The organism is Rhodococcus sp. KB6 (genome assembly GCF_001445685.1).
Lineage (GTDB): Bacteria > Actinomycetota > Actinomycetes > Mycobacteriales > Mycobacteriaceae > Rhodococcus_F > Rhodococcus_F qingshengii.
The window spans coordinates 37,412-55,904 of the sequence record NZ_LNAK01000028.1 but is presented as its reverse complement, the minus strand read 5'-3'; the positions used below and the strand labels follow the sequence as shown (position 1 = coordinate 55,904).

Below are 18,493 nucleotides of genomic sequence, written 5' to 3'. Positions count from 1 at the left end.
TTCTGTCTCCGGGTCAGTTGTGGGCGTGCAGTGGTGTTCCCGCGAGTGCGAGCATGGCCTCGCCCAACGCTTCGTTCTGACTGGGGTGTGCGTGGATGAAACGCCCCACTTCATCGGGAAGTGCTTCCCAGGCAACGGCCAACTGCGCCTCACCGATCAGTTCGCCGACGCGGTCTCCCACCAGGTGAACTCCGACAACAGGGCCTTTCGTTCCGCTTCGAATCACTTTGATTCCGCCGGTAGTTCGCAGGATCTGACTCTTGCCGTTACCTGCCAGGTCGTAGATGACGGTGGAGACGTCGGCGTACTGCGTGCGCGCCGCCTCTTCGTCGAGTCCGATCGATGCAACTTCGGGATGTGAGTACGTCACGCGAGGAATCAGGTGTTCGGCGACCGGTATCGGATCCTTGCCGGCAATCTGTTCGGCCACAAAGATTCCTTGTTGGAAACCTCGGTGCGCCAACGCAAGACCGGGCACGATGTCGCCGACCGCGTACACACCGTCCACGGACGTACGGAGGCGTTCGTCGGTGACGACAAATCCCTTGTCGAGGCTGATTCCGTTTTCTTCGAAACCGTCACCGTCCGTGCGAGGTCCGCGGCCGACGGCGACCAACAGTAGGTCGGTGTCGAGTTTCGTTCCGTCGCTTAGTTCGATGCGGACGGAATCGGCTGCTTCTTTCGCGGAATCGACCTTTGTGTCTGTCTTACAGACGATTCCACGTTTCCGGTATGCCCGCTCCAGCTGCTTCGACGACCACGGATCCTCGGCGGCGATCAGTCGGGGGAGTGCCTCGACGATCGTTACTTCGGCGCCGAACGAGCGCCAGAGGCTTGCGAACTCGACGCCGATGACACCGCCACCGAGTACCGTTGCGCTGGTGGGCACCCGGTCGAGTTCGAGTGCCTGGTCGCTGGTGACGATCCGTCGGCCGAGTTCGATGCCGGGGAGTTCCCGCGGATACGAGCCGGTGGCCAGAACGAGTGATGTTCCGGTGTAGCGGGTTCCGTCGACGTCGATGCTTCGCCCACCGACATACGTCCCGTATCCGTTGACGATGGTGATCTTGTGTTGCGCCAACAAGCCTTGCAGACCGCTGTACAGCCGCTCGACTGTCCCGTTCTTGTAGTCGTGCACCTGCGCGACGTCGATGCCGGCAAAAGATGCCCGGACACCGAATTGCTCACTGGTGCGTGCCGAATCGGCCACCTCGGCGGAATGCAGCAGTGCCTTGGTCGGGATGCATCCGCGGTGCAGGCACGTTCCGCCGACCTTGTCCGCTTCGATCAGCGTGACCGACAATCCGAGTTGGGCGGCGCGGATGGCGCAGGCATAGCCGCCCGATCCTCCACCGAGAATCACGACGTCGCTGTGGGGTTCTGCAGTTGTCATCGGAGCCTTGGTCATCAGAGCCTTCCCAGGACGCGGATCGGGTTCTCGATGTAGTCACCGAACAGCCTGAGGAATCCGCCGGCTTCGCCTCCGTCACAGACGCGGTGGTCGAAGCTCAACGAGATCTGAGTGACCTTACGAACGGTCAACTCACCGTTCACGACCCACGGCTTGTCGATGATGCGTCCGATCCCCAGAATTGCCGCCTCGGGGTGATTGATGATCGGAGTCGATCCGTCGACCCCGAATACCCCATAGTTGTTGAGCGTGAACGTGCCGCCGGTCAGGCGGGCGGGTTCGAGCTTGCCGTCGCGGGCAAGGCCGGTGGTCACCCGAAGTGCCTGTGCGAGTTCGACTGTGCTCAGTGAATCGGCATTACGAATGACCGGCACCGTCAATCCTTTCGGTGTCTGCGCGGCGATCCCCAGGTGGGTGCGGGCGTGTCGGACGATCTCGCCTCGAGCCGTGTCGACCGACGAGTTCAGTTCGGGGTACTGCGCCAACGCCGCGATCGTCAGCCGAGCCAGGAGCGCCATCAGGCTGATCTTGTCGGAATCGGGCAGTGACTTGTTGATCTCGGCTCGCGCCGCCAACAGTTCGGTGGCGTCGACGTCGACCCAGGTTGTCGCGTCAGGGATCTCGCGGCGGCTGGTGGACAGCTTGTCGGCAACTACCTTGCGTAGCCCCTTGATCGGAATTCTTTGGTCGGTCGCGTGTGACGTTTCCGTTTCCGGTCCGAAGTTTGCCCCGGCCTCGACGTCGGCGCGCGTGATGACTCCGCCAGCGCCCGATCCGGAAATCGTGGCTAGGTCGATACTGTTGTCAGAGGCCAATTTACGAACGATCGGCGAGATCACGCGTACCGACGGAGCCGCTCTGCGTCGGCGTCTCGGTGCATCCTCGCTGGTGCCGTAGCCGATCAGGACGTTGCCCGAACCGGCGCGTTCCTCTTCGCGGTAGCGCTCGTGGTTGGCCGAAACGACCGCGTCGACACTCTCGCCACCACTCACAGTGATCAGCGGTGTGCCCACCTTCAGGGTGTCCCCGTCTTTGCCGTGTAGTTCGATCACGGTCCCGGCGAACGGGATGGGCACATCCACAGCAGCTTTCGCGGTCTCGACCTCGACGACGATCTGATCGATGGTGACCACGTCGCCGACCTTGACGTGCCACTCCGCGATGTCGGCCTCGGCCAGACCTTCACCCAGATCGGGGAGCATGAAAACCTGATTGCTCATGCCGTCACCGCCCAACGGGTGTCCGGAGTGTCGTTCCACTGCAGACGGTCGAGGGCGTCCAGGACACGGTCGACGCTGGGCAGGTGGTGACGCTCGAGCTTGGGAGCGGGGTAGGGGATGTCGAAGCCGCTGACCCGGAGCACCGGGGCATGGAGATGGTGGAAACACCGTTCCTGCACTCGGGCAGCAATTTCTGCACCCACACCGGCAAAACCTTGCGCTTCCTGGATGACGATGCAGCGTCCGGTCTTTCGCACCGATGCGGTGACCGTCTCGTCGTCGAACGGCACTATCGAGCGGATGTCGATCACCTCGATATCCCGGCCCTCGGCTGCAGCGGCCTCGGCGGACCTCAGTGCAACATCCACGGACGGACCGTAGGCAATGAGCGTCGCGTCACGACCGCGGCGCCGGACGACGGCGCGACCGATCGGCTCACGTGCGGTCAGGTCGACATCTGCTCGCGCGAAGTACAGCTTCTTGGGCTCGAGGAAGATCACCGGGTCGGGGTCCTCGATCGCCGAACGTAGCAGCGAGTACGCGTCTTCCACCGTGGACGGCGCCACAACCTTCAGTCCGGGTGTGTGCGCGTAGTAGCCCTCACTGGAATCACAGTGATGCTCCACCCCGCCGATACCGCCGGCAAAAGGAACACGAATGACTATCGGAATCGACAGCGCGCCCTTGGTGCGGTTGCGGATCTTCGCGACATGGGAGGCGATCTGCTCGAATGCCGGATAGGCAAACGCGTCGAACTGCATTTCCACGACCGGACGAAAACCGGTCATGGCCATGCCGATTGCGAATCCGATGATGCCGGACTCGGCGAGGGGAGTGTCGAAGCATCGGTCGTCGCCGAAGTCGCGGGTGAGGCCGTCGGTGACGCGGAAAACGCCGCCCAGGGTGCCGACGTCCTCACCGAAGACGACAACGTTGTCGTCCGCAGCCAGAGAGTCGCGTAGCGCGGTGTTGAGGGCCTGAGCCATCGTGAGCATGGGCATGGTCAGTGTCCCCCTGTGTCAGCGGCTTCGGCGGCAAGTTCGGTTTCGAGTTGGGCTTGTTGCTCACGCAATTGCGGTGTCTGCTCGGCGAAGACATACCGGAACAGATCGAGCGGATCGTGCGGGCGGTCGACGTTCATGCCGGCGCGTAGTGTGGCGGCCTCTGCTTCTGCCTCTGCGGTCAGTGATTCCACGAACGCGTCGTCGATCAGATCGTGTGCGCGCAGATACTTTTCGAGACGCGGCAACGGATCTCGCCCGAGCCAGGCTTCCACCTCGGCGCTGTCGCGGTAGCGGGTGGCGTCGTCGGCATTGGTGTGTGCGTCGATGCGATAAGTGTGTGCCTCGACGATCACCGGTCCGTTTCCGCTGCTGACGAAGCGTGCCGCCTCGTCCATGACGGCCAGCATCGCAACGGGATCGTTGCCGTCGACCTGCTCGCTGCCGATCCCGTAGCCGACGCCCTTGTGCGCCAACGTCGGTGCTGCGCTTTGGCGCGACAGTGGCACGCTGATCGCAAATCCGTTGTTCTGCACCAGAAAGATCACCGGCGCCTTGAAGACGGCGGCGAAGTTCAGCGCCTCGTGGAAATCGCCCTCACTGGTGGCGCCGTCACCACAGAGCGCCAAGGCGACGGTGTTCAAGCCCCGTCGAGACTCCCCGTAGGCCACCCCCGCTGCATGCAGCAATTGCGTTGCCAGCGGGGTGCACTGCGGCGCACTGCGCAGTGCGACCGGGTCGTATCCGCAGTGCCAGTCGCCGGCGAGCATGCTCAGAATCTGCACCGGATCGACACCCCTGGCGGCCAACGCCATCGAATCCCGGTAGGTGGGGAAGAGCCAGTCACTCGGCTCCAGACTCATCGCTGCCGCGATCTGACATGCCTCCTGCCCTCGCGAGGACGGATACACGGCCAGGCGCCCCTGTTTGGTCAGTGCCGTCGCCTGCTGGTCGAAACGCCTGCCCAGGAACATCTTTCGATACATCGCGATCAGGCGATCGTCGCTCGGTTTCGCGTAGCGGGCCTCGCTGCGCGTCAGTTCTCCGGCAGGGTCGAGGTACTGCACCGCGGAATCGGCCGGCAGGAACTTCCGATACCGCAGTTCCCCCAAGGGTTCGACAAGTGTCACTTCTACCTCCAGAAGACGTTGTGTCCATCAGTATTCGCACTTCGGCGACGTAATGGCAGCAAGCGTCGAGGATTCAAGACAAACGGCCTATCATGAGGATTCGGGCAGCAATATGTCCATCAACCGACTCGACTACCGAAGCAGGAATGGACAGATGGCCACCGAACCGCACACTCTCGATGCGATCGACCGCCGCATCATCGCCGAACTGGTCGCAGACAGTCGCATCTCCATGCGTGCACTGGCTGAAAAGGCGCACATATCCCGCGCTCACGCCTACGTCCGCATCGAAAGGCTCGAGGACGCCGGAATCATCACCGGATTCACGACGCGGATCGCCCATGAGAAGGCCGGACTCGGCTCCTCGGCATACGTGGCACTCTCGATCAGGCAGCACTCGTGGCGAGGTCTGGCGGCGTCCTTGAAGGCCCTGCCGTTTGTCGAGCACTTCTCCCTCCTCGGCGGCGACTTCGACGTTCTGGTGCTGGTTCGAGCCCCGGACAACCAGGAACTACGCCACACCGTTCTCGAAGAACTCCAGGGACTCGACGGGGTTCTCTCGACCAAAACGTGGCTGATCTTCGAAGAAGGCAACGGTCCGGGACCCAACTGGTTGCCCGGCTGATCCGTCTATAGTCGCCGTTAGCAGTTGCACACGGGAGGTGACTCGAATGACCCTGCACGGCCTGGGAATCGGTTGGCGCCCCGAGGTCTCCGGAATCATCGCGCAACTCGACGGCCTGGCATTCTGCGAAGTCATTGCCGAATCCGTCGGAAACGAGATACCGCCGCACCTCGGCTCGCTGGGAGTTCCGGTGATCCCGCACGGAATCTCGCTCTCACTTGGCGGGGCCGAGGCGGTAGATCAGGCACGGATCGATCACCTTGCGCGTGCATCCCAGCTACTGGGCGCTCCCTTGGCGAGCGAGCACATCGCATTCGTGCGTGCAGGCGGCATCGAGGCCGGGCACCTGCTCCCACTTCCGCGCACCTACGAAGCCGTCGACGCCCTGGTACGCAACATCACCCGGACTCAGGACGGTCTACCGGTGCCGTTCGCCGTCGAAAACGTTGCCGCCCTGTTCGACTGGCCGGACGACGAGTTGACCGAAGGGGAGTTTCTCGCGGAGATCGTCGAGCGCACCGGAGCCCTGCTGGTTCTCGACATCGCGAACGTCTACGCCAACGCTCTCAATCGCGGGCGTGATCCCTGGACCGAGCTGAGCCGGCTGCCACTCGAACGAATCGCCTACTGCCACATCGCCGGTGGCAGTCTCAGCGACGGAAAATACCACGACACGCACACCGACCCGGTGCCCGAAGCCGTGCTGGAACTCCTTGCGCAGTTCACCGCCGCCGGTCACCATCCCGCGATCATGCTCGAGCGCGACGGAAACTATCCGCCGGCACTGGAATTGCTCGACGAGCTCGATGCCATCGCCGACGCAGCTGGTCTGGATCGCATCACCGCGGGCACCGACTGGTCACGCACATGAGCACGCTCGGTGAGCGTCAAGAGGCGCTGATTCGCGCACTGGTGGCGGGTGGCGAACTGCCCGAAGGCTTCGACAAAGACGAAGCCGCCGTTGTCTCGGCGGCACTGCTCCGAAAGCGCGCAGGAGAAGTGGCGCACCACCTTCCGGTCGTGCGCCACACCCTCGGCGATCGTTATCTTCAGTTGTTCACAGCGTGGGCGGGCGGACGGCCGAAGACGTCTTCGCGTTCGGATGCCCAGGCCTTTGTCGCCCATCTCCAGGACATCGGCGAACTGCCTCGCCCGCCCTGGTATCAGAGGTTTCGAAAGCTCTCACGCAAGTGAGACAACAGCTTCGCTGGTGTACATGAGGAACGTCATCGATTCCTGGAAGTACAGCTCGACGGAGTTCGCATCGTGCGAGAGATAGCCGATGGACAGGTCCTGGCCCAGATGCAGTTCGTAGTCACCGCCACGCGTCGACAGCAGGAAAGCGCCGTCGATGGCCGGGGCCCAGATGATCTCGCCGTCGAGGACGCGTCGCAGGTGCTCGCGGATGGGGTAGCCGTGATCGGAGGTCTCGTTGATCGCGGTGAACGCATCTGCATTCAAGAGCAGTGAGTACGGTCCGTTGACACCGGCCAAGCGCAGCGACGTGATCGCCTGGCTGATGGCTTCCGGGTAGTCCTTGGCGTCGATGGGTAGCTTCAGTTCCGGGTTGGAACCGCTGGCCCGCACGCCGGTGATGCTGGCTGCGGGGTATCCCTCGAAGATGGCGCGGTCCTCGGCGAACGCGATCTGCTTGGCCGCGTCCTTGACGGGCTGCCAGTCGGAGTCCTTGGCGCCGCGTTCGACGTCGTCGATGGCCTGGCGGCTGACGGTGAACGGGACCCGCAGTTCGATGATCGGCTGGGACTGACGAGCATGTGCGATGACGCCGTCGGCCAAGGGATTGATCGGCACCTGATGCCCGAGTGGGATGGCCGCGAGATCGTCACCCGACGGTCCCTCCACATCCACGACACGACGACCGGCGACGTGACGCTTGAAGGTACGGCTCGCCTCTTCCTCGATCTCGGCCCAGGCTGCTGCCGAAATGGGTGCTAGGTCGCGGTGCAGGTTTGTCATTGCTGGGCACTCCTTTTGAGGCTGCCGATTCCGAGAGAACCGTCAGAGATGGGCGCTGTGAACGTCGCTTCGGGAACGAGCCTGGTCGGCAAGTCCGGGGGATCGTCGAGAAAGTCCGCCGTCGGAACGAAGAAATTGATTCCGGTGACGGCGGTGGAGAAATCGAGAATGCGGTCGTAATTGCCGACGGGATTCCCGATGAACATGTTGGTGAGCATCTGCTCGGTGACCGTCGGCGACGCCGAGTAACCGATGAAATAGGTACCCATCTCAGCGGAGCCGACGTGGCCGAACGGCATGTTGTCCCGCAGAATCTGGATCTGCTCACCGGATTCGTCCTCGATGACGGTGAGTGCGGTGTGGGAGTTGGCCGGCTTGGTGTCGTCGTCCATCTCGAGATCTTCGAGCTTGGAGCGTCCGATGACGTTCTCCTGCTCCTCGACGGGCAGGGAGTTCCACTCCGACATGTCGTGGAGGTACTTCTGGACGATGACGTAACTGCTGCCTGCGAAATCCGGATCCTCGTCACCGACGGTGACCGCGACGTAAGCGGCCTGCCCGGACGGGTTCTCGGTACCGTCGACAAAACCCATGAGGTCGCGTTGCTCGAAATACTTGAACCCGTGGACCTCGTCGATCACCGACGCGGCCCCGGCCAACCTGTTGGTCACGACCGTGGCGAACTCGAAGCACAGGTCCATCTGACGGGCCCGGATGTGAAACAACAGATCGCCCGGCGTGCGCGGGGCGTGGTGTTTGTCACCGGTCAACTCGACGAACGGATGCAATTCCGCCGGCCGTGGACCGTCGAAAAGTCGATCCCACGCATCCGAACCGATGCCGACGACGGCAGCCAAGCCACCGGCGGGAACCCGGAATCCGATCGAGCGCTGCAGCCCGGAAATATCCGCCAGAACGTCGTGAACTGCCTGCTCACCACCCTCGTCGATGGTGAAAACCAGGAAGATCGCAGCTTCCGTGAGCGGGGTCAGCAACGGCTGCGGTATCGCGGGAAGGGCCACTTCGGCCTCGTCGATCTCACTCGTTTCCGCCATGCAGACCAGTATGGACGATTCCGGCAGTCCCGGCATCAGTAGTGGGTAAGTCGCGTCAGGGTGTCGCGTCAGGGTGTTGCGGCCTGGGCGCCCGCGTCGAAGCCGGCCGGAATCTCGAAGATCTTTCCGTCGAAGCCGGCGCGGTAGAGATGCCCGGCCGCGAAACCGGAATTGCCACGCCCGTAGGTCAACACACTCGACGCCTGCAGTCCGCTGGTGAGCGAGCAGTACTGGCCGGGTCCGTCGATCCGCCACACCTCACCACTGATGTCCGTGGGAATAATTGCGCGATCTCGCGAGTCCAAGGTCAAACCATCTGGGGCAGAAAAGGTTTCGAAACCACCGAGATCGACCAACGACTCCGAATATCCCGGATTGTCCACGGAGATGCGGCTGACACCCGGGTTTGCGAACGTGCGCGAAACGTAGAGCCAGCGATTATCGGCGCTCAGGGCAGCGCCGTTTGCACTCGGGAAGGTTGCCCACGCCGGGTCGACGGAACCATTCGGGCTGACCTTTCCGATCAGCGAACCGAAATCGTTGGTGGCGTAGATCGTCCCGTCGTGCGCGACAGCAAGGCCGTTTGCAGCGCTCAGACCACCGGCTATCGGCGTCACGGCGCCCGAGTTCACGTCCACCCGCGCGACCGACGCAGCACGCGTCAGATCGCCGATCAGCACGCCGGCGTTTGCTCCGGTACCCACCAGCAGTGAACCGTCCGGGCTCCACGCGAGTGCGCCCGCACCGCCGGGAACCGTCGCGATCGGAACTGCGGCCTGACCAGGCCCGTCGACGCGGAAGATCCGCCCACTCACCAGGTCGGTCGTATACAGGCGCCCTTGCCCGTCCACCGTGACACCCTCGAGGGCAGCACCCGGAATCTGGGCGCTGAGTATGGCGGGTGACGATCCAGGGCAAGGCGGAGCGGCGGCGGCACCGGACACGCCCAGAGCCAGAAGCGAACCGGCAACAAGAGCACCGGTGATACCAACACGAATACCGCGATCGAAGATCCTGGTGCGCATCTGCGCAACGCTAGACCCTCTGTCCGATTTCGCCTAGAGACTCCGAAGGAAAGAGATCAAAAGTTCATTGACCTCGACAGCGCGTTCTTGTTGTACGAAGTGCCCCGCACCGCCGAGGAGATGTACACCCCGCAGGTCGGGGACAGTGTCCTTCATTCGGTCCAGTGCCTTGGGACCGCTCATCGCGATGACCGGGTCTTCCGCGCCCGCAACGAAGAGCGTCGGGACCTCGACGTGCGCGCCGTCCAGATCCGCGCTGCGTTCCCAATTGGCGTCATACGCTCGGTACCAGTTCAAGCCACCGGTGAAACCTGTTGCAGTAAAGGCCTTTACATAGACATCCAAATCATCCTCGGTGAGCCACGACCACGGCAACGCCGGCGCCTCGGGAAGTACGTCGAGATAGCCGTTTCCTTCGGAGGGGTTCTTCCACACATCGAGGTACCGGTAAGCCCCGGACAAGGCATGGAAGAGCCGCTGAAGGAATTCACGTGGACGGGCGTCGAGTTCGCGCTCCGCGACACCCGGTTCCTGAAAATAGTGAATGTGCAGAAAGTGCTTGCGCGCCAAGGCGGCGTAGATGGCCGAGGGCTTGGCCGGGAATCTGTCCGGCGCATAGGGAACCGCCAAGGAGACCAGTCCCGCAACGCGATCGGGGTGACGAAGCGCTGTCGTCCACGCAACCGGAGCGCCGAAATCGTGTCCGACGAACACCGCTTTGTCGATTCCGAGAGCGTCGAGTAGGTCGATCAGCCGGTTCGCGACGGCGTCGTTGGTGTAGTCCTCGATCGCGTCGGGGCGGGTAGTGCCGCCGTAACCGGGCATGTCGAGTGCAATCGACCGAAAACCCGCTTCCGCCAACGCTGCCGACTGATGGCGATAGCTGTATCCGAGGCCGGGAAAGCCGTGGCACATGACCACAGCTGTCCCGGAACCGGAATCGTCGATCTGCCAACAGAATCCGTCGACGTCGATCGTCTTGACCGTCATGTCAGGCGGTGATCATGTCTTCCTGGTTCCAGAATGCACGCATCGACAGGATCTTTCCGTCGTCGTCGAAGGTCATGACGTCGATGGGTGCGATGGTCAGAGTCTGCTCGCCGAGCTTGGTGATCAGCGAGAAGTGGAATGCCGCTTCGTTTCCGGCGATGCGGAGGGTCTGAAGGTGAGCTTCCTGGTCGAAATTCTCGATCACGGAGTAGAACTCGAGAATGGACTCGCGGGTGGTGCGCGCGTCGGTACCAACCGGGTCTTCGACCGTTGCACCCTCTGCGTACAGGGCCACAACCTGGGCAGCAGTGCCCGTCGCAACGGTCTCGATGTAGGCGTCGACGGTCTTGCGGATTACCTCTGCGGACGGTGCCATGGTCTACCCCTCGTAGTTAGAACAGGTTCTAATTCTGAGGATAACCTACGACTCTGTTCCACGGGTCAGCTTTCGAGCACCTTGCGCAGGCGAGCCTTCTTCCGGTTCTCCCGCACGATCCAGACGACATCGGTGTCGTCCGACGCCCCCAGGGAGACGAATGCCGGCAGGGCATTCTCCGGATCCGCCGCAACCGCGACACTCCAGCAGTATCCGAGCGCCTGCCGGAGAGTCCGTGTGTCGGCGTCACGACGGGAATCAGCCGGTTGCGAGACGATCCACTCGGTAGCGTCTCGGCACACCTGGACGGCCAGCGCAGCGTTGGTCCTGTCCTTCAGCAACCGTGGCTCGCAGATCCCGGCAGCCGCTGCGCGCAGCGTCAATGGATGGGTGGAGCGCGCCCACTGCTCGATGATCGCCCGGAACAATTCCGGATCCGTGTCGCCTATCGCTTGAACGGCCATCGCGGCAGCTTCACGTGCACGCCACGAAGCACTGGTGGTTGCCTCCGTGAGACTGTTCAGAACAGCCTTGTCGCGTGAACGAACAAGGATGAATCCGAGCCCGACGATCCCACAGCAGCGGATGTATTCGTCCTCGGACTCCGCCGCCAGCAGGATGTCGTCGTCATCGGCGCCGCGCGCGAACTCGAGCATGAGCCCAAGGTTCGCGCGCGGGCCGGGCAATCCTGAACGCTCCGTCAGGTAACTCCACAGTTCGTCACCGTCCAGATCCGCGAACGTCATGGGAGTCCTGCTTTCTCGAGTGCGGGTGCACCCATCATTTCACCGAAAGCCCTCTCACGACGGGAGTTCGAAGCTCACTTGCTTCCGTCGTCGCGCATAGAGGAATCCACCGACAAACGCGAGCACCAGCACCCCGGTCATCACCACGGCCAGAATGTTGCCGCCTAGTAGGAGCGGAAGGTTTCCGGCAATGGCGATCGCGAATCCGATCAGCCCGACAAGGCCCAAGCTCGGGGCAAGTTTGGTGTGCCAGAATCGCTGATCGACCTTCGTACGATGAAAGAAGACGAGCACCGCAAGGCAGGTGAGCAACATGAGAGCCACGATCCCCACCGTTGCAACGCCGGCGAACCACGCGAAGATCTGTGTCACCGGATCCAGACCGATGACGATGCAAGCTCCGAGAAGTACCAAAGCACAGCAGGATTGCACCACTGACGCGATGTGCGGCGAACCATGCACGCGGTGCGTCCGCCCACCTGCGCCCGGCAGAACGCCGGTGTTCGACAGAACGAAGATGTATCTGGCCAAGACATTGTGGAGAGACAGAACTGCGGCAAAGAGACTGGACACCAACAGAATTTGAATCAGGTGGGCTGTCACCGTTCCGGCAAAGTCGGTGGCAGTGGTGATCAGCATGCCGTCGGGGTCAGTACCCGCAATGTCCACTGCACCCTTGTCGCCCCAGGCTGTCACAACCGCCCAACTGGAGAGAGCGTAGAAGCCGCCGATGAGGATCAAGGCGGCGTATGTCGCTCGCGGGATAGTCCGCGCGGGATCCTTCGCTTCGTCACGGAAGATCGCCGTCGACTCGAACCCGATGTAACCGGCAAGCGCGAATACCAATGCGACGCCGGGGGATCCGGAGAATATTTCCGACGGAGAGAACATTGCTGTCGACGGGCCTTCCGGACCACCGTCGGCGACGATGAAAGCGTCGAGTACGACTACGATCCCGACCTCTGCGATCAACAGGATGCCGAGCACCTTGCCCGACAATTCGATATGACGAAATCCGAGGACGGCTACCAGAGCCAACGAGGCGAGCGAGAAGATCCACCACGGCACCTCCGGACCACCGTAGGAGGTGATCAACGAACTCATTGCCGGGCCGAGGTAGCCGTATACGGCCAATTGCACTGTGCTGTAACTGACGAGGGCCAACATCGCACTGCCGACGCCGGCACCACGGCCGAGACCATGTCCGATGTAGAGATAGAACGCTCCGGTTCCCGGGATGTAACGCGACATCGCGGTGAACCCGACGGCGAAGAGCAGAAGTACACCGGTTGTCACGGCGAAGGTCATGGGGAAGCCCGCACCGTTGCCACCGGAAATACCCAGCGGCACAAGACCACTGATCACAGTCAGGGGAGCAGCTGCGGCAACGACCATGAGGACTATCGAGCCGGTACCCAGCGAGCCACGAAGAGTTCGGTCATCGCCGGATGCATCACGTGAAGCATTGACGGAAGTATGGGTCATACGGGCGATGTTAGAACCATTGAAGTCGATTCGGGACCCAATTCACAAAACTTTTACTTGCGAAAAACGGGACGAACCGTCCGTTCGTCGCGCTCCCGTCAGCCTTCTTCCTGCAGCGCCAAGCGTTTGAGCTCGTCTTTTGCGTGCAGAATGTGACGTTCCATTGCCTCCGCCGCGCGAGCGCTGTCGCCCCGCTTGATCGCCTCGAAGATTTCCTTGTGCTCCACCCTCGAAGCCTCGACCTGGTCTTCGAACACGAGATGATCGACGGGGACGAACATTTCGCCGCGAGCCTCGACCACAGCGGCCTCCAACCTGCTGTTTCCCGCCGCTCTGGCGATACCGCCGTGGAACCTGGCGTCACAAGCCCGGAACGATCCCCGACTTCCGGAAACCCCCAATTGCTCAATGGATTCGAGCAACTCGAGAAGATGACGATCGGTTCGCCGGACCGCCGCGAGGCTTGCCGTGCGCATTTCCAATCCGATACGGAGGTCGACGATCTCGTCGATGTCTGCTTCTCGCGCTTTCAACTGGCCAACCCAGTCTTCATAAGGCCTGGTCAACTCCGAAACGAACGATCCGCCCGTGGCTCCTCGCCGCACCTCGATGTATCCCATCGCCTGAAGGATTCGGACCGCTTCTCGCACACTGACTCGACCGACTTCGAGTTGCTGAGACAGTTCACGCTCGGATGGCAGGCGATCACCGGGGCTGAGCGCGCCGCTGTGAATGAGCAGTCGCAAGCGTCGAGCGATATCCTCCCCCAACGTCGGTGCACTGACCATGAATTCGATGGCCGGCAGCTTGTCGATCTGCACGTCTCGTACCCCCTACTCGGTGCCTGGACCGACACTTACGCTTCGTCTTGACCTACGAAATCGAACGCTCCCATTCGCAACTGTCCTTGAATAGATACAGCAGCGCGCGGCACTTCGAACCCGTTACCCCGACTTTACAAGCCAAACTCTAGCGAAAAGCCATTCAATGGTTCTATGCTCGCTCCTATGACCCAATTCACGATGACGGCGGAGGCACTCCCCGCCATGCCCCTGATCGGAGTCACCGGCCGCGTCGACCGCGGCGGGCCGTCACTACCCAACGTCGTCGGCGACGCGTTGATGGAAATGTTCTTCACCGATTTTCCCTCGAAAATCCGCGCTGCCGGTGGTCAACCGATCCTGCTGAGCATCCACAGTGATCCGCGCCGAATCGTCGAGCATCTCGATGCCCTCGTCCTCAGCGGTGGTTCCGACGTGGACCCCAGGCGATACGGCCGCACCCCCGGACCCAACTCGTCACCCATCGACCCCGCTCGGGACGAATTCGAGTTCGCCCTGGTCGATGCGGCCTGGGAGATCGGACTGCCAATCCTGGGAGTGTGCCGAGGACACCAAGTCGTCAATGTCGCCCGCGGCGGCACACTGGTTGCCGACCTTCCGACCGACGCCGGTGAGGCGCACAGCTTCTTCGGCTATCCGCGTTCCTACCGACCACAACAGGTCGCCCTTGAATCCGGCTCCATCCCATACAGTCTGTACGGCAACAGCATTCACGTGAACAGCCTTCACCACCAAGCCGTGGACACCCCGGGGAGCGGGCTTCGGATCGTCGGACGCGCGCTCGACGGCGTCGCCGAAGCCATCCAGGCCGACGATCGCCCCGTGGTGGGCGTGCAGTGGCACCCCGAATTCTTCGCCGACATCGATCCGCTCTTCGCGTGGCTCGTCGACGCTGCAACCTCCCGTCGGACCAATTCTTCTCACCAGATCGATCATCACAGAATGGAAGACAACAATGTCACGTACGCATGAGAACAAGGTTGCCCTGATCACCGGTGCAGGCTCCGGAATCGGCCGCGGCATCGCGCTGCGCCTCGCCTCCGACGGTGCCCGCGTCGCGGTCGTGGACCTTCACATCGAAAGTGCAAAGGAGACCGTCGCACTTATCGAATCGCAGTACGGCACACCCGCGCTCGCCCTTGAGGCCGATGTGCGCGACCGCGCCGCCGTGAGCGCCGCTTTCGAAGCCACCGTCGCCGAATGGGGACGCTTCGACTACCTCGTCAACAACGCCGGCCTGATCACGATGAGTTCTCTCGAGAACCTCACCGACGAAGAGTGGGACCTCGTCCTCGACGTCAATCTCAAGGGCATGTTCATCGTCACGCAGATCGCCACCCCGTACTTCCGCGACGGCAACAGCGGCGCTGTGGTGAACTTGTCGACGGTGGAAGCGGACGTGGTCGTGTCCTCCCAGGGCTTCGCACAGGTCCACTACAACGCGTCGAAGGGTGGAGTGAAGATGCTGACGAAGGCTCTGGCCGTCGAACTCTCGCGGTACAACGTACGAGTCAACGCGATCGCCCCCGGGCCGGTCCCCACCGCCTTCCTGCCTGGCATCGACGTCTCCTCCGGCGAAGTTCTCGACTTCATGAAGTCCAGGCTCCTGGTGCCGCGCGTCGGCCGCCCCGAGGACATGGGTGCTGCAGTCTCCTTCCTGCTCTCCGACGACGCCTCCTACATCAGTGGAGTCCAGCTGCCCGTCGACGGCGGATGGCTTGCCCGATGAAAGGCCGGCTCACCACGGCCGAGCTCGCCGAGTCCGATATCGACACCGTCCTCATCGCCGGTATCGACCTCTACGGACGGTTGATCGGCAAACGAGTCCCGACGCGAATTTTCCTCGCGAACATCGACGAGGGTCTGCATGTGTGCACCTGTGTGTATGCCTGGGATGCCAGCCAACGCATGGACAAACTCGTTGTCGACTACGCCGGCGGACACACCGGCTGGCATGACTTCCGCCTGCGACCCGATCTGGGGACACTTCGACGTGCGTCGTGGCTCGAGTCCACTGCCATCGTCATCGCTGACTCGGTCGACGAACATACCGGCGAGATGGTCCCGATCGCACCGCGCACGATCCTGCGCAAGCAGATCGACAAGCTCGAAGCTGACGGCCACACCGTCTACGCGGCAACGGAACTCGAGTTCCACCTCTACCGGGGTACCCCCGACGCGTTGAGGCGCAGCGGCTATCGGGATCTCGAACCCACCACCCTGGTGCCCTCGGATTACACCATCACCGCCGGCAACGCGATGGAACCTTTCTTCCGCAAGGTACGAACCGCGTTGGAGGAGAGCGCGATTCCCGTGGAGGTCTCTCAGGTCGAATACGGCCTGGGCCAGTGGGAGATCAACCTCGAATACGGAACCGCCCTCGAGATGGCCGACCGCCATGTGCTATTCAAGCAGGTCGTCCACGACGTCGCTGCGGCAGAAGGGCTCACTGCTACCTTCATGGCACGTCCGAGCACCGACGGCATGGGCTCGTCGTGTCATATTCACGCGTCCATGCGGAGCGACGACACCTTCCCGTTCCACGACGAAAGCGCAGAAAACACCGCGAGCGCCGAGCTGCTGCACGCCGTCGGCGGAGTTCTCGCGCACTGCCCGGAACTCATGCTGTTCTACACGCCGACCATCAACTCGATGCGCCGCACCAGAGCCAGCCACGATTTCTCGGGGAACGACTTGACCTGGGGTTTCGACAACAGGACTACCACCTGCCGACTCATCACCGGTGCACCGTCCGCCAACCGTCTCGAAATGAGACTGCCAGGGGCGGACGCAAATCCGTATCTCGCACTCGCCGCCGTTCTGGCGTCGATGAACGACGGTCTGACACGAAAGCTCGATCCCGGCGCACCGGTACGACGCGACGGGTACAGCGACACAGACACACTCGAGAAGGTGAAGCAACAACCGCTGCCCGGCACACTGGACGAAGCGGCGCGTGCGCTCGAGGCCAGTGAGTTCGCACTCGCGGCGTTCGGCGCCGAGGTCGTATCGCACTATGCGGCGGTCGCCAAGGACGAATGGGATTCCTTCATGTCCGCGGTCACCGACTGGGAACGCGAACGCTACCTCGACAACATCTGACCTACAAACGATTTCGCCACGAAGGACAGTCATGACCACTTCATGCTCACTCGTGCCCCAGAACAACACGATCGACGGAAACGCCGAAACACCGGCTATCGAACTCGGCGAATTTCTCACCGATCCCGACACCGGAGAGAAACTGCAAGCCCAACTCTCGTCCTCCACCGAACAGGTGGAGAGGGCGATCACCGCCGCGACAGAACTTCACCGATCGGGTGTCTGGACCCGTCGACCGGTCGCCGACCGGGTGCGCCTACTCGAGAGAACGGCTGAACTTGTCGAAGAACGGACTGCGGCGATCGCCCGTGAGGACTCCAAGAACAACGGCCTTCCGCTTTCGATCAGCACACTTTTCGCCGGCGGACTTCCCGATCTGTTCCGCAGTGCTGCAACGCATCTGAAGAACTCCTCCGGGTTCGAGCAGCTGGCGTCAGGTGCACAATTACATCGGCTGGCGTGGGGCCCGACCGCTGCGATCGCACCGTGGAACGCACCGAGCTTCATCACCGCCAAGAAGACCGCATTCGCTTTGGCCGCAGGTGCTCCGGTCATCGCCAAGCCCTCCAACTGGGCACCGTCGGGTCCCAACGTGCTTGCCGAGGCGATCTCACGTGCCATCGCCGAAGTCGACGCGCCGAAAGCTCTGTTTCAACTCGTTCACGGAGGCGGGGACGTCGGGCATCTACTGGCCTCCGATCGACGAATCCGAGCACTGGCGTTCACCGGCGGCCGAGCAGCCGGTAGTTCCATCGCCGCTGCAGCTTCTACCGATTTCAAGGCTCTTCAACTCGAGCTCGGCAGCAACAACCCCGTGATCATCCGCGCCGACGCCGACATCGATCTGACTGCCACCGCACTCGTCGACGGGTTCACCAAACTCAACGGGCAATGGTGTGAGAGTCCGGGAAGCGTCTTCGTGCCGCCGCACCTTCACGACCGGCTTGTCGACGCAATACTCGACCGCACGGCCGAAATCGCACTCGGCCGAACCGATGACGCCAACACCACGATGGGTCCGCAGGCGAACGAGCCTCAACTCCAACGGATGCGGGATACCGTCGAGTTCCTCCGTGGCGTGGGCGGCACGGCCGTCTCGAGCACCCCCGTGCCTGACGATGCCGGATGGTTCTTCCCACCGACAGTGGTGCACGGAATCTCGTCGAAGCAGACCAAATCGGAGACCTTCGGGCCGATCCTGACGGTGCACCGAGCATCAACCGACGAGGAAGCTCTGCTCGAGGCCAACGCTCTCGATACCGGCCTGGCCGGATACGTGTTCGGCGCCGACGTCGACGCCGCTCGTGAACTTGCGACCCGAATCGATTGCGGTGAGAACAAGATCAACAGCACCAGCCTCCTGGACCTAGACGACCACTCGACCCAGAGTTTCTGGGGCGGAAGCGGTATCGGCGCACACGGCGACGCAGAGCTTCTCGACTTCTTCCGGGGATCGAGAATCATCGGGGTCGATGCGCCCGGACTTCCTCTCTAGGCGGAGGAGGTCG

19 protein-coding genes are annotated in these 18,493 nt (G+C 62.4%); 7 read left to right on the top strand and 12 right to left on the bottom strand.

Annotated features, from left to right (window positions below; genetic code table 11):
• Positions 1–13 precede the first annotated feature (13 nt).
• From lpdA to pdhA, 4 genes are read right to left on the bottom strand one after another with little or no spacing between them, the layout of a single operon-like run.
• Complete coding sequence (gene lpdA / locus ASU23_RS06545) at positions 14–1,408, bottom strand: dihydrolipoyl dehydrogenase (RefSeq protein WP_230793349.1); 1,395 nt, start codon at positions 1,406–1,408, stop codon at positions 14–16.
• On the bottom strand, positions 1,408–2,631 hold the full coding sequence (locus ASU23_RS06540; RefSeq protein ID WP_058037575.1) for a dihydrolipoamide acetyltransferase family protein: 1,224 nt from the start codon (positions 2,629–2,631) through the stop codon (positions 1,408–1,410). Before ASU23_RS06540 ends, lpdA begins: the two co-directional genes overlap by 1 nt.
• Complete coding sequence (locus ASU23_RS06535; protein ID WP_058037574.1) at positions 2,628–3,632, bottom strand: alpha-ketoacid dehydrogenase subunit beta; 1,005 nt, start codon at positions 3,630–3,632, stop codon at positions 2,628–2,630. The genes ASU23_RS06540 and ASU23_RS06535 overlap by 4 nt, the downstream gene beginning before the upstream one ends.
• Positions 3,633–3,634: 2 nt before the next feature.
• Complete coding sequence (pdhA, locus tag ASU23_RS06530; protein ID WP_058037573.1) at positions 3,635–4,762, bottom strand: pyruvate dehydrogenase (acetyl-transferring) E1 component subunit alpha; 1,128 nt, start codon at positions 4,760–4,762, stop codon at positions 3,635–3,637.
• A 154-nt stretch (positions 4,763–4,916) separates the two neighbouring features.
• On the opposite strand from pdhA, the gene ASU23_RS06525 reads away from it, so the two are divergent.
• The 3 genes from ASU23_RS06525 to ASU23_RS06515 are packed head-to-tail and all read left to right on the top strand — an operon-like array spanning position 4,917 to position 6,581.
• Complete coding sequence (locus ASU23_RS06525) at positions 4,917–5,387, top strand: Lrp/AsnC family transcriptional regulator (RefSeq protein ID WP_058037572.1); 471 nt, start codon at positions 4,917–4,919, stop codon at positions 5,385–5,387.
• A gap of 46 nt (positions 5,388–5,433) precedes the next feature.
• A complete protein-coding gene (locus ASU23_RS06520; RefSeq protein WP_058037571.1) occupies positions 5,434–6,258 on the top strand; it encodes a DUF692 domain-containing protein in 825 nt (274 codons plus the stop codon).
• Positions 6,255–6,581, top strand: coding sequence for a hypothetical protein (locus tag ASU23_RS06515; protein ID WP_030537467.1), 327 nt, complete (start codon positions 6,255–6,257; stop codon positions 6,579–6,581). The genes ASU23_RS06520 and ASU23_RS06515 overlap by 4 nt, the downstream gene beginning before the upstream one ends.
• On the opposite strand, the gene ASU23_RS06510 is transcribed toward ASU23_RS06515, so the two are convergent.
• From ASU23_RS06510 to ASU23_RS06475, 8 genes are all read right to left on the bottom strand, one after another.
• Positions 6,570–7,364 carry a family 1 encapsulin nanocompartment shell protein gene (locus ASU23_RS06510; protein WP_003942478.1) on the bottom strand — a complete coding sequence of 265 codons (795 nt, stop codon included), beginning with the start codon at positions 7,362–7,364 and terminating at the stop codon, positions 6,570–6,572. The two genes, ASU23_RS06515 and ASU23_RS06510, sit on opposite strands and share 12 nt — an antisense overlap.
• A complete protein-coding gene (locus ASU23_RS06505; protein WP_042447536.1) occupies positions 7,361–8,419 on the bottom strand; it encodes a Dyp-type peroxidase in 1,059 nt (352 codons plus the stop codon). Before ASU23_RS06505 ends, ASU23_RS06510 begins: the two co-directional genes overlap by 4 nt.
• 68 nt (positions 8,420–8,487) lie before the next feature.
• The gene (locus tag ASU23_RS06500) at positions 8,488–9,444 is read right to left on the bottom strand and encodes an SMP-30/gluconolactonase/LRE family protein (protein ID WP_054827735.1); all 957 of its coding nucleotides are present in this window, start codon (positions 9,442–9,444) and stop codon (positions 8,488–8,490) included.
• 33 nt (positions 9,445–9,477) lie between these two features.
• Positions 9,478–10,434, bottom strand: coding sequence for an alpha/beta fold hydrolase (locus ASU23_RS06495; protein WP_058037570.1), 957 nt, complete (start codon positions 10,432–10,434; stop codon positions 9,478–9,480).
• 1 nt (position 10,435) lies between these two features.
• Entirely contained in the window at positions 10,436–10,810 is a 375-nt protein-coding gene (locus ASU23_RS06490) for a nuclear transport factor 2 family protein (RefSeq protein ID WP_058037569.1), read from the bottom strand.
• A 65-nt stretch (positions 10,811–10,875) separates the two neighbouring features.
• Positions 10,876–11,556 carry a hypothetical protein gene (locus ASU23_RS06485; protein WP_058037568.1) on the bottom strand — a complete coding sequence of 227 codons (681 nt, stop codon included), beginning with the start codon at positions 11,554–11,556 and terminating at the stop codon, positions 10,876–10,878.
• A 54-nt stretch (positions 11,557–11,610) separates the two neighbouring features.
• Positions 11,611–13,041, bottom strand: coding sequence for an APC family permease (locus ASU23_RS06480; RefSeq protein WP_051720950.1), 1,431 nt, complete (start codon positions 13,039–13,041; stop codon positions 11,611–11,613).
• Between the two features lie 98 nt (positions 13,042–13,139).
• Positions 13,140–13,862 (bottom strand): FadR/GntR family transcriptional regulator, encoded by a 723-nt coding sequence (locus tag ASU23_RS06475; RefSeq protein ID WP_021332595.1) that lies wholly within the window; start codon positions 13,860–13,862, stop codon positions 13,140–13,142.
• Between the two features lie 186 nt (positions 13,863–14,048).
• Here ASU23_RS06475 and ASU23_RS06470 point away from each other — a divergent pair, with 186 nt between their 5' ends.
• From ASU23_RS06470 to ASU23_RS06455, 4 genes are read left to right on the top strand one after another with little or no spacing between them, the layout of a single operon-like run.
• A complete protein-coding gene (locus ASU23_RS06470) occupies positions 14,049–14,855 on the top strand; it encodes a gamma-glutamyl-gamma-aminobutyrate hydrolase family protein (protein WP_253741229.1) in 807 nt (268 codons plus the stop codon).
• Positions 14,839–15,612 (top strand): SDR family NAD(P)-dependent oxidoreductase, encoded by a 774-nt coding sequence (locus tag ASU23_RS06465; protein WP_021332597.1) that lies wholly within the window; start codon positions 14,839–14,841, stop codon positions 15,610–15,612. Before ASU23_RS06470 ends, ASU23_RS06465 begins: the two co-directional genes overlap by 17 nt.
• Positions 15,609–16,985, top strand: a complete 1,377-nt coding sequence (locus ASU23_RS06460; protein ID WP_058037566.1) for a glutamine synthetase family protein — start codon at positions 15,609–15,611, stop codon at positions 16,983–16,985. Before ASU23_RS06465 ends, ASU23_RS06460 begins: the two co-directional genes overlap by 4 nt.
• Before the next feature lie 31 nt (positions 16,986–17,016).
• Complete coding sequence (locus ASU23_RS06455; RefSeq protein WP_172827028.1) at positions 17,017–18,480, top strand: aldehyde dehydrogenase; 1,464 nt, start codon at positions 17,017–17,019, stop codon at positions 18,478–18,480.
• Positions 18,481–18,493 lie beyond the last annotated feature (13 nt).

Bases quoted from the DNA above. Each gene is read 5' to 3' on its own strand.
- ASU23_RS06470 (WP_253741229.1), top strand. From the start codon at position 14,049: ATGACCCAATTCACGATGACGGCGGAGGCACTCCCCGCCATGCCCCTG.
- ASU23_RS06485 (WP_058037568.1), bottom strand. From the start codon at position 11,556: ATGACGTTCGCGGATCTGGACGGTGACGAACTGTGGAGTTACCTGACG.
- ASU23_RS06490 (WP_058037569.1), bottom strand. From the start codon at position 10,810: ATGGCACCGTCCGCAGAGGTAATCCGCAAGACCGTCGACGCCTACATC.
- ASU23_RS06535 (WP_058037574.1), bottom strand. From the start codon at position 3,632: ATGCCCATGCTCACGATGGCTCAGGCCCTCAACACCGCGCTACGCGAC.
- ASU23_RS06465 (WP_021332597.1), top strand. From the start codon at position 14,839: ATGTCACGTACGCATGAGAACAAGGTTGCCCTGATCACCGGTGCAGGC.
- lpdA (WP_230793349.1), bottom strand. From the start codon at position 1,408: ATGACCAAGGCTCCGATGACAACTGCAGAACCCCACAGCGACGTCGTG.
- ASU23_RS06480 (WP_051720950.1), bottom strand. From the start codon at position 13,041: ATGACCCATACTTCCGTCAATGCTTCACGTGATGCATCCGGCGATGAC.
- ASU23_RS06455 (WP_172827028.1), top strand. From the start codon at position 17,017: ATGACCACTTCATGCTCACTCGTGCCCCAGAACAACACGATCGACGGA.
- ASU23_RS06500 (WP_054827735.1), bottom strand. From the start codon at position 9,444: ATGCGCACCAGGATCTTCGATCGCGGTATTCGTGTTGGTATCACCGGT.
- ASU23_RS06510 (WP_003942478.1), bottom strand. From the start codon at position 7,364: ATGACAAACCTGCACCGCGACCTAGCACCCATTTCGGCAGCAGCCTGG.
- ASU23_RS06525 (WP_058037572.1), top strand. From the start codon at position 4,917: ATGGCCACCGAACCGCACACTCTCGATGCGATCGACCGCCGCATCATC.
- ASU23_RS06460 (WP_058037566.1), top strand. From the start codon at position 15,609: ATGAAAGGCCGGCTCACCACGGCCGAGCTCGCCGAGTCCGATATCGAC.
- ASU23_RS06505 (WP_042447536.1), bottom strand. From the start codon at position 8,419: ATGGCGGAAACGAGTGAGATCGACGAGGCCGAAGTGGCCCTTCCCGCG.
- ASU23_RS06540 (WP_058037575.1), bottom strand. From the start codon at position 2,631: ATGAGCAATCAGGTTTTCATGCTCCCCGATCTGGGTGAAGGTCTGGCC.
- ASU23_RS06520 (WP_058037571.1), top strand. From the start codon at position 5,434: ATGACCCTGCACGGCCTGGGAATCGGTTGGCGCCCCGAGGTCTCCGGA.
- ASU23_RS06495 (WP_058037570.1), bottom strand. From the start codon at position 10,434: ATGACGGTCAAGACGATCGACGTCGACGGATTCTGTTGGCAGATCGAC.
- ASU23_RS06515 (WP_030537467.1), top strand. From the start codon at position 6,255: ATGAGCACGCTCGGTGAGCGTCAAGAGGCGCTGATTCGCGCACTGGTG.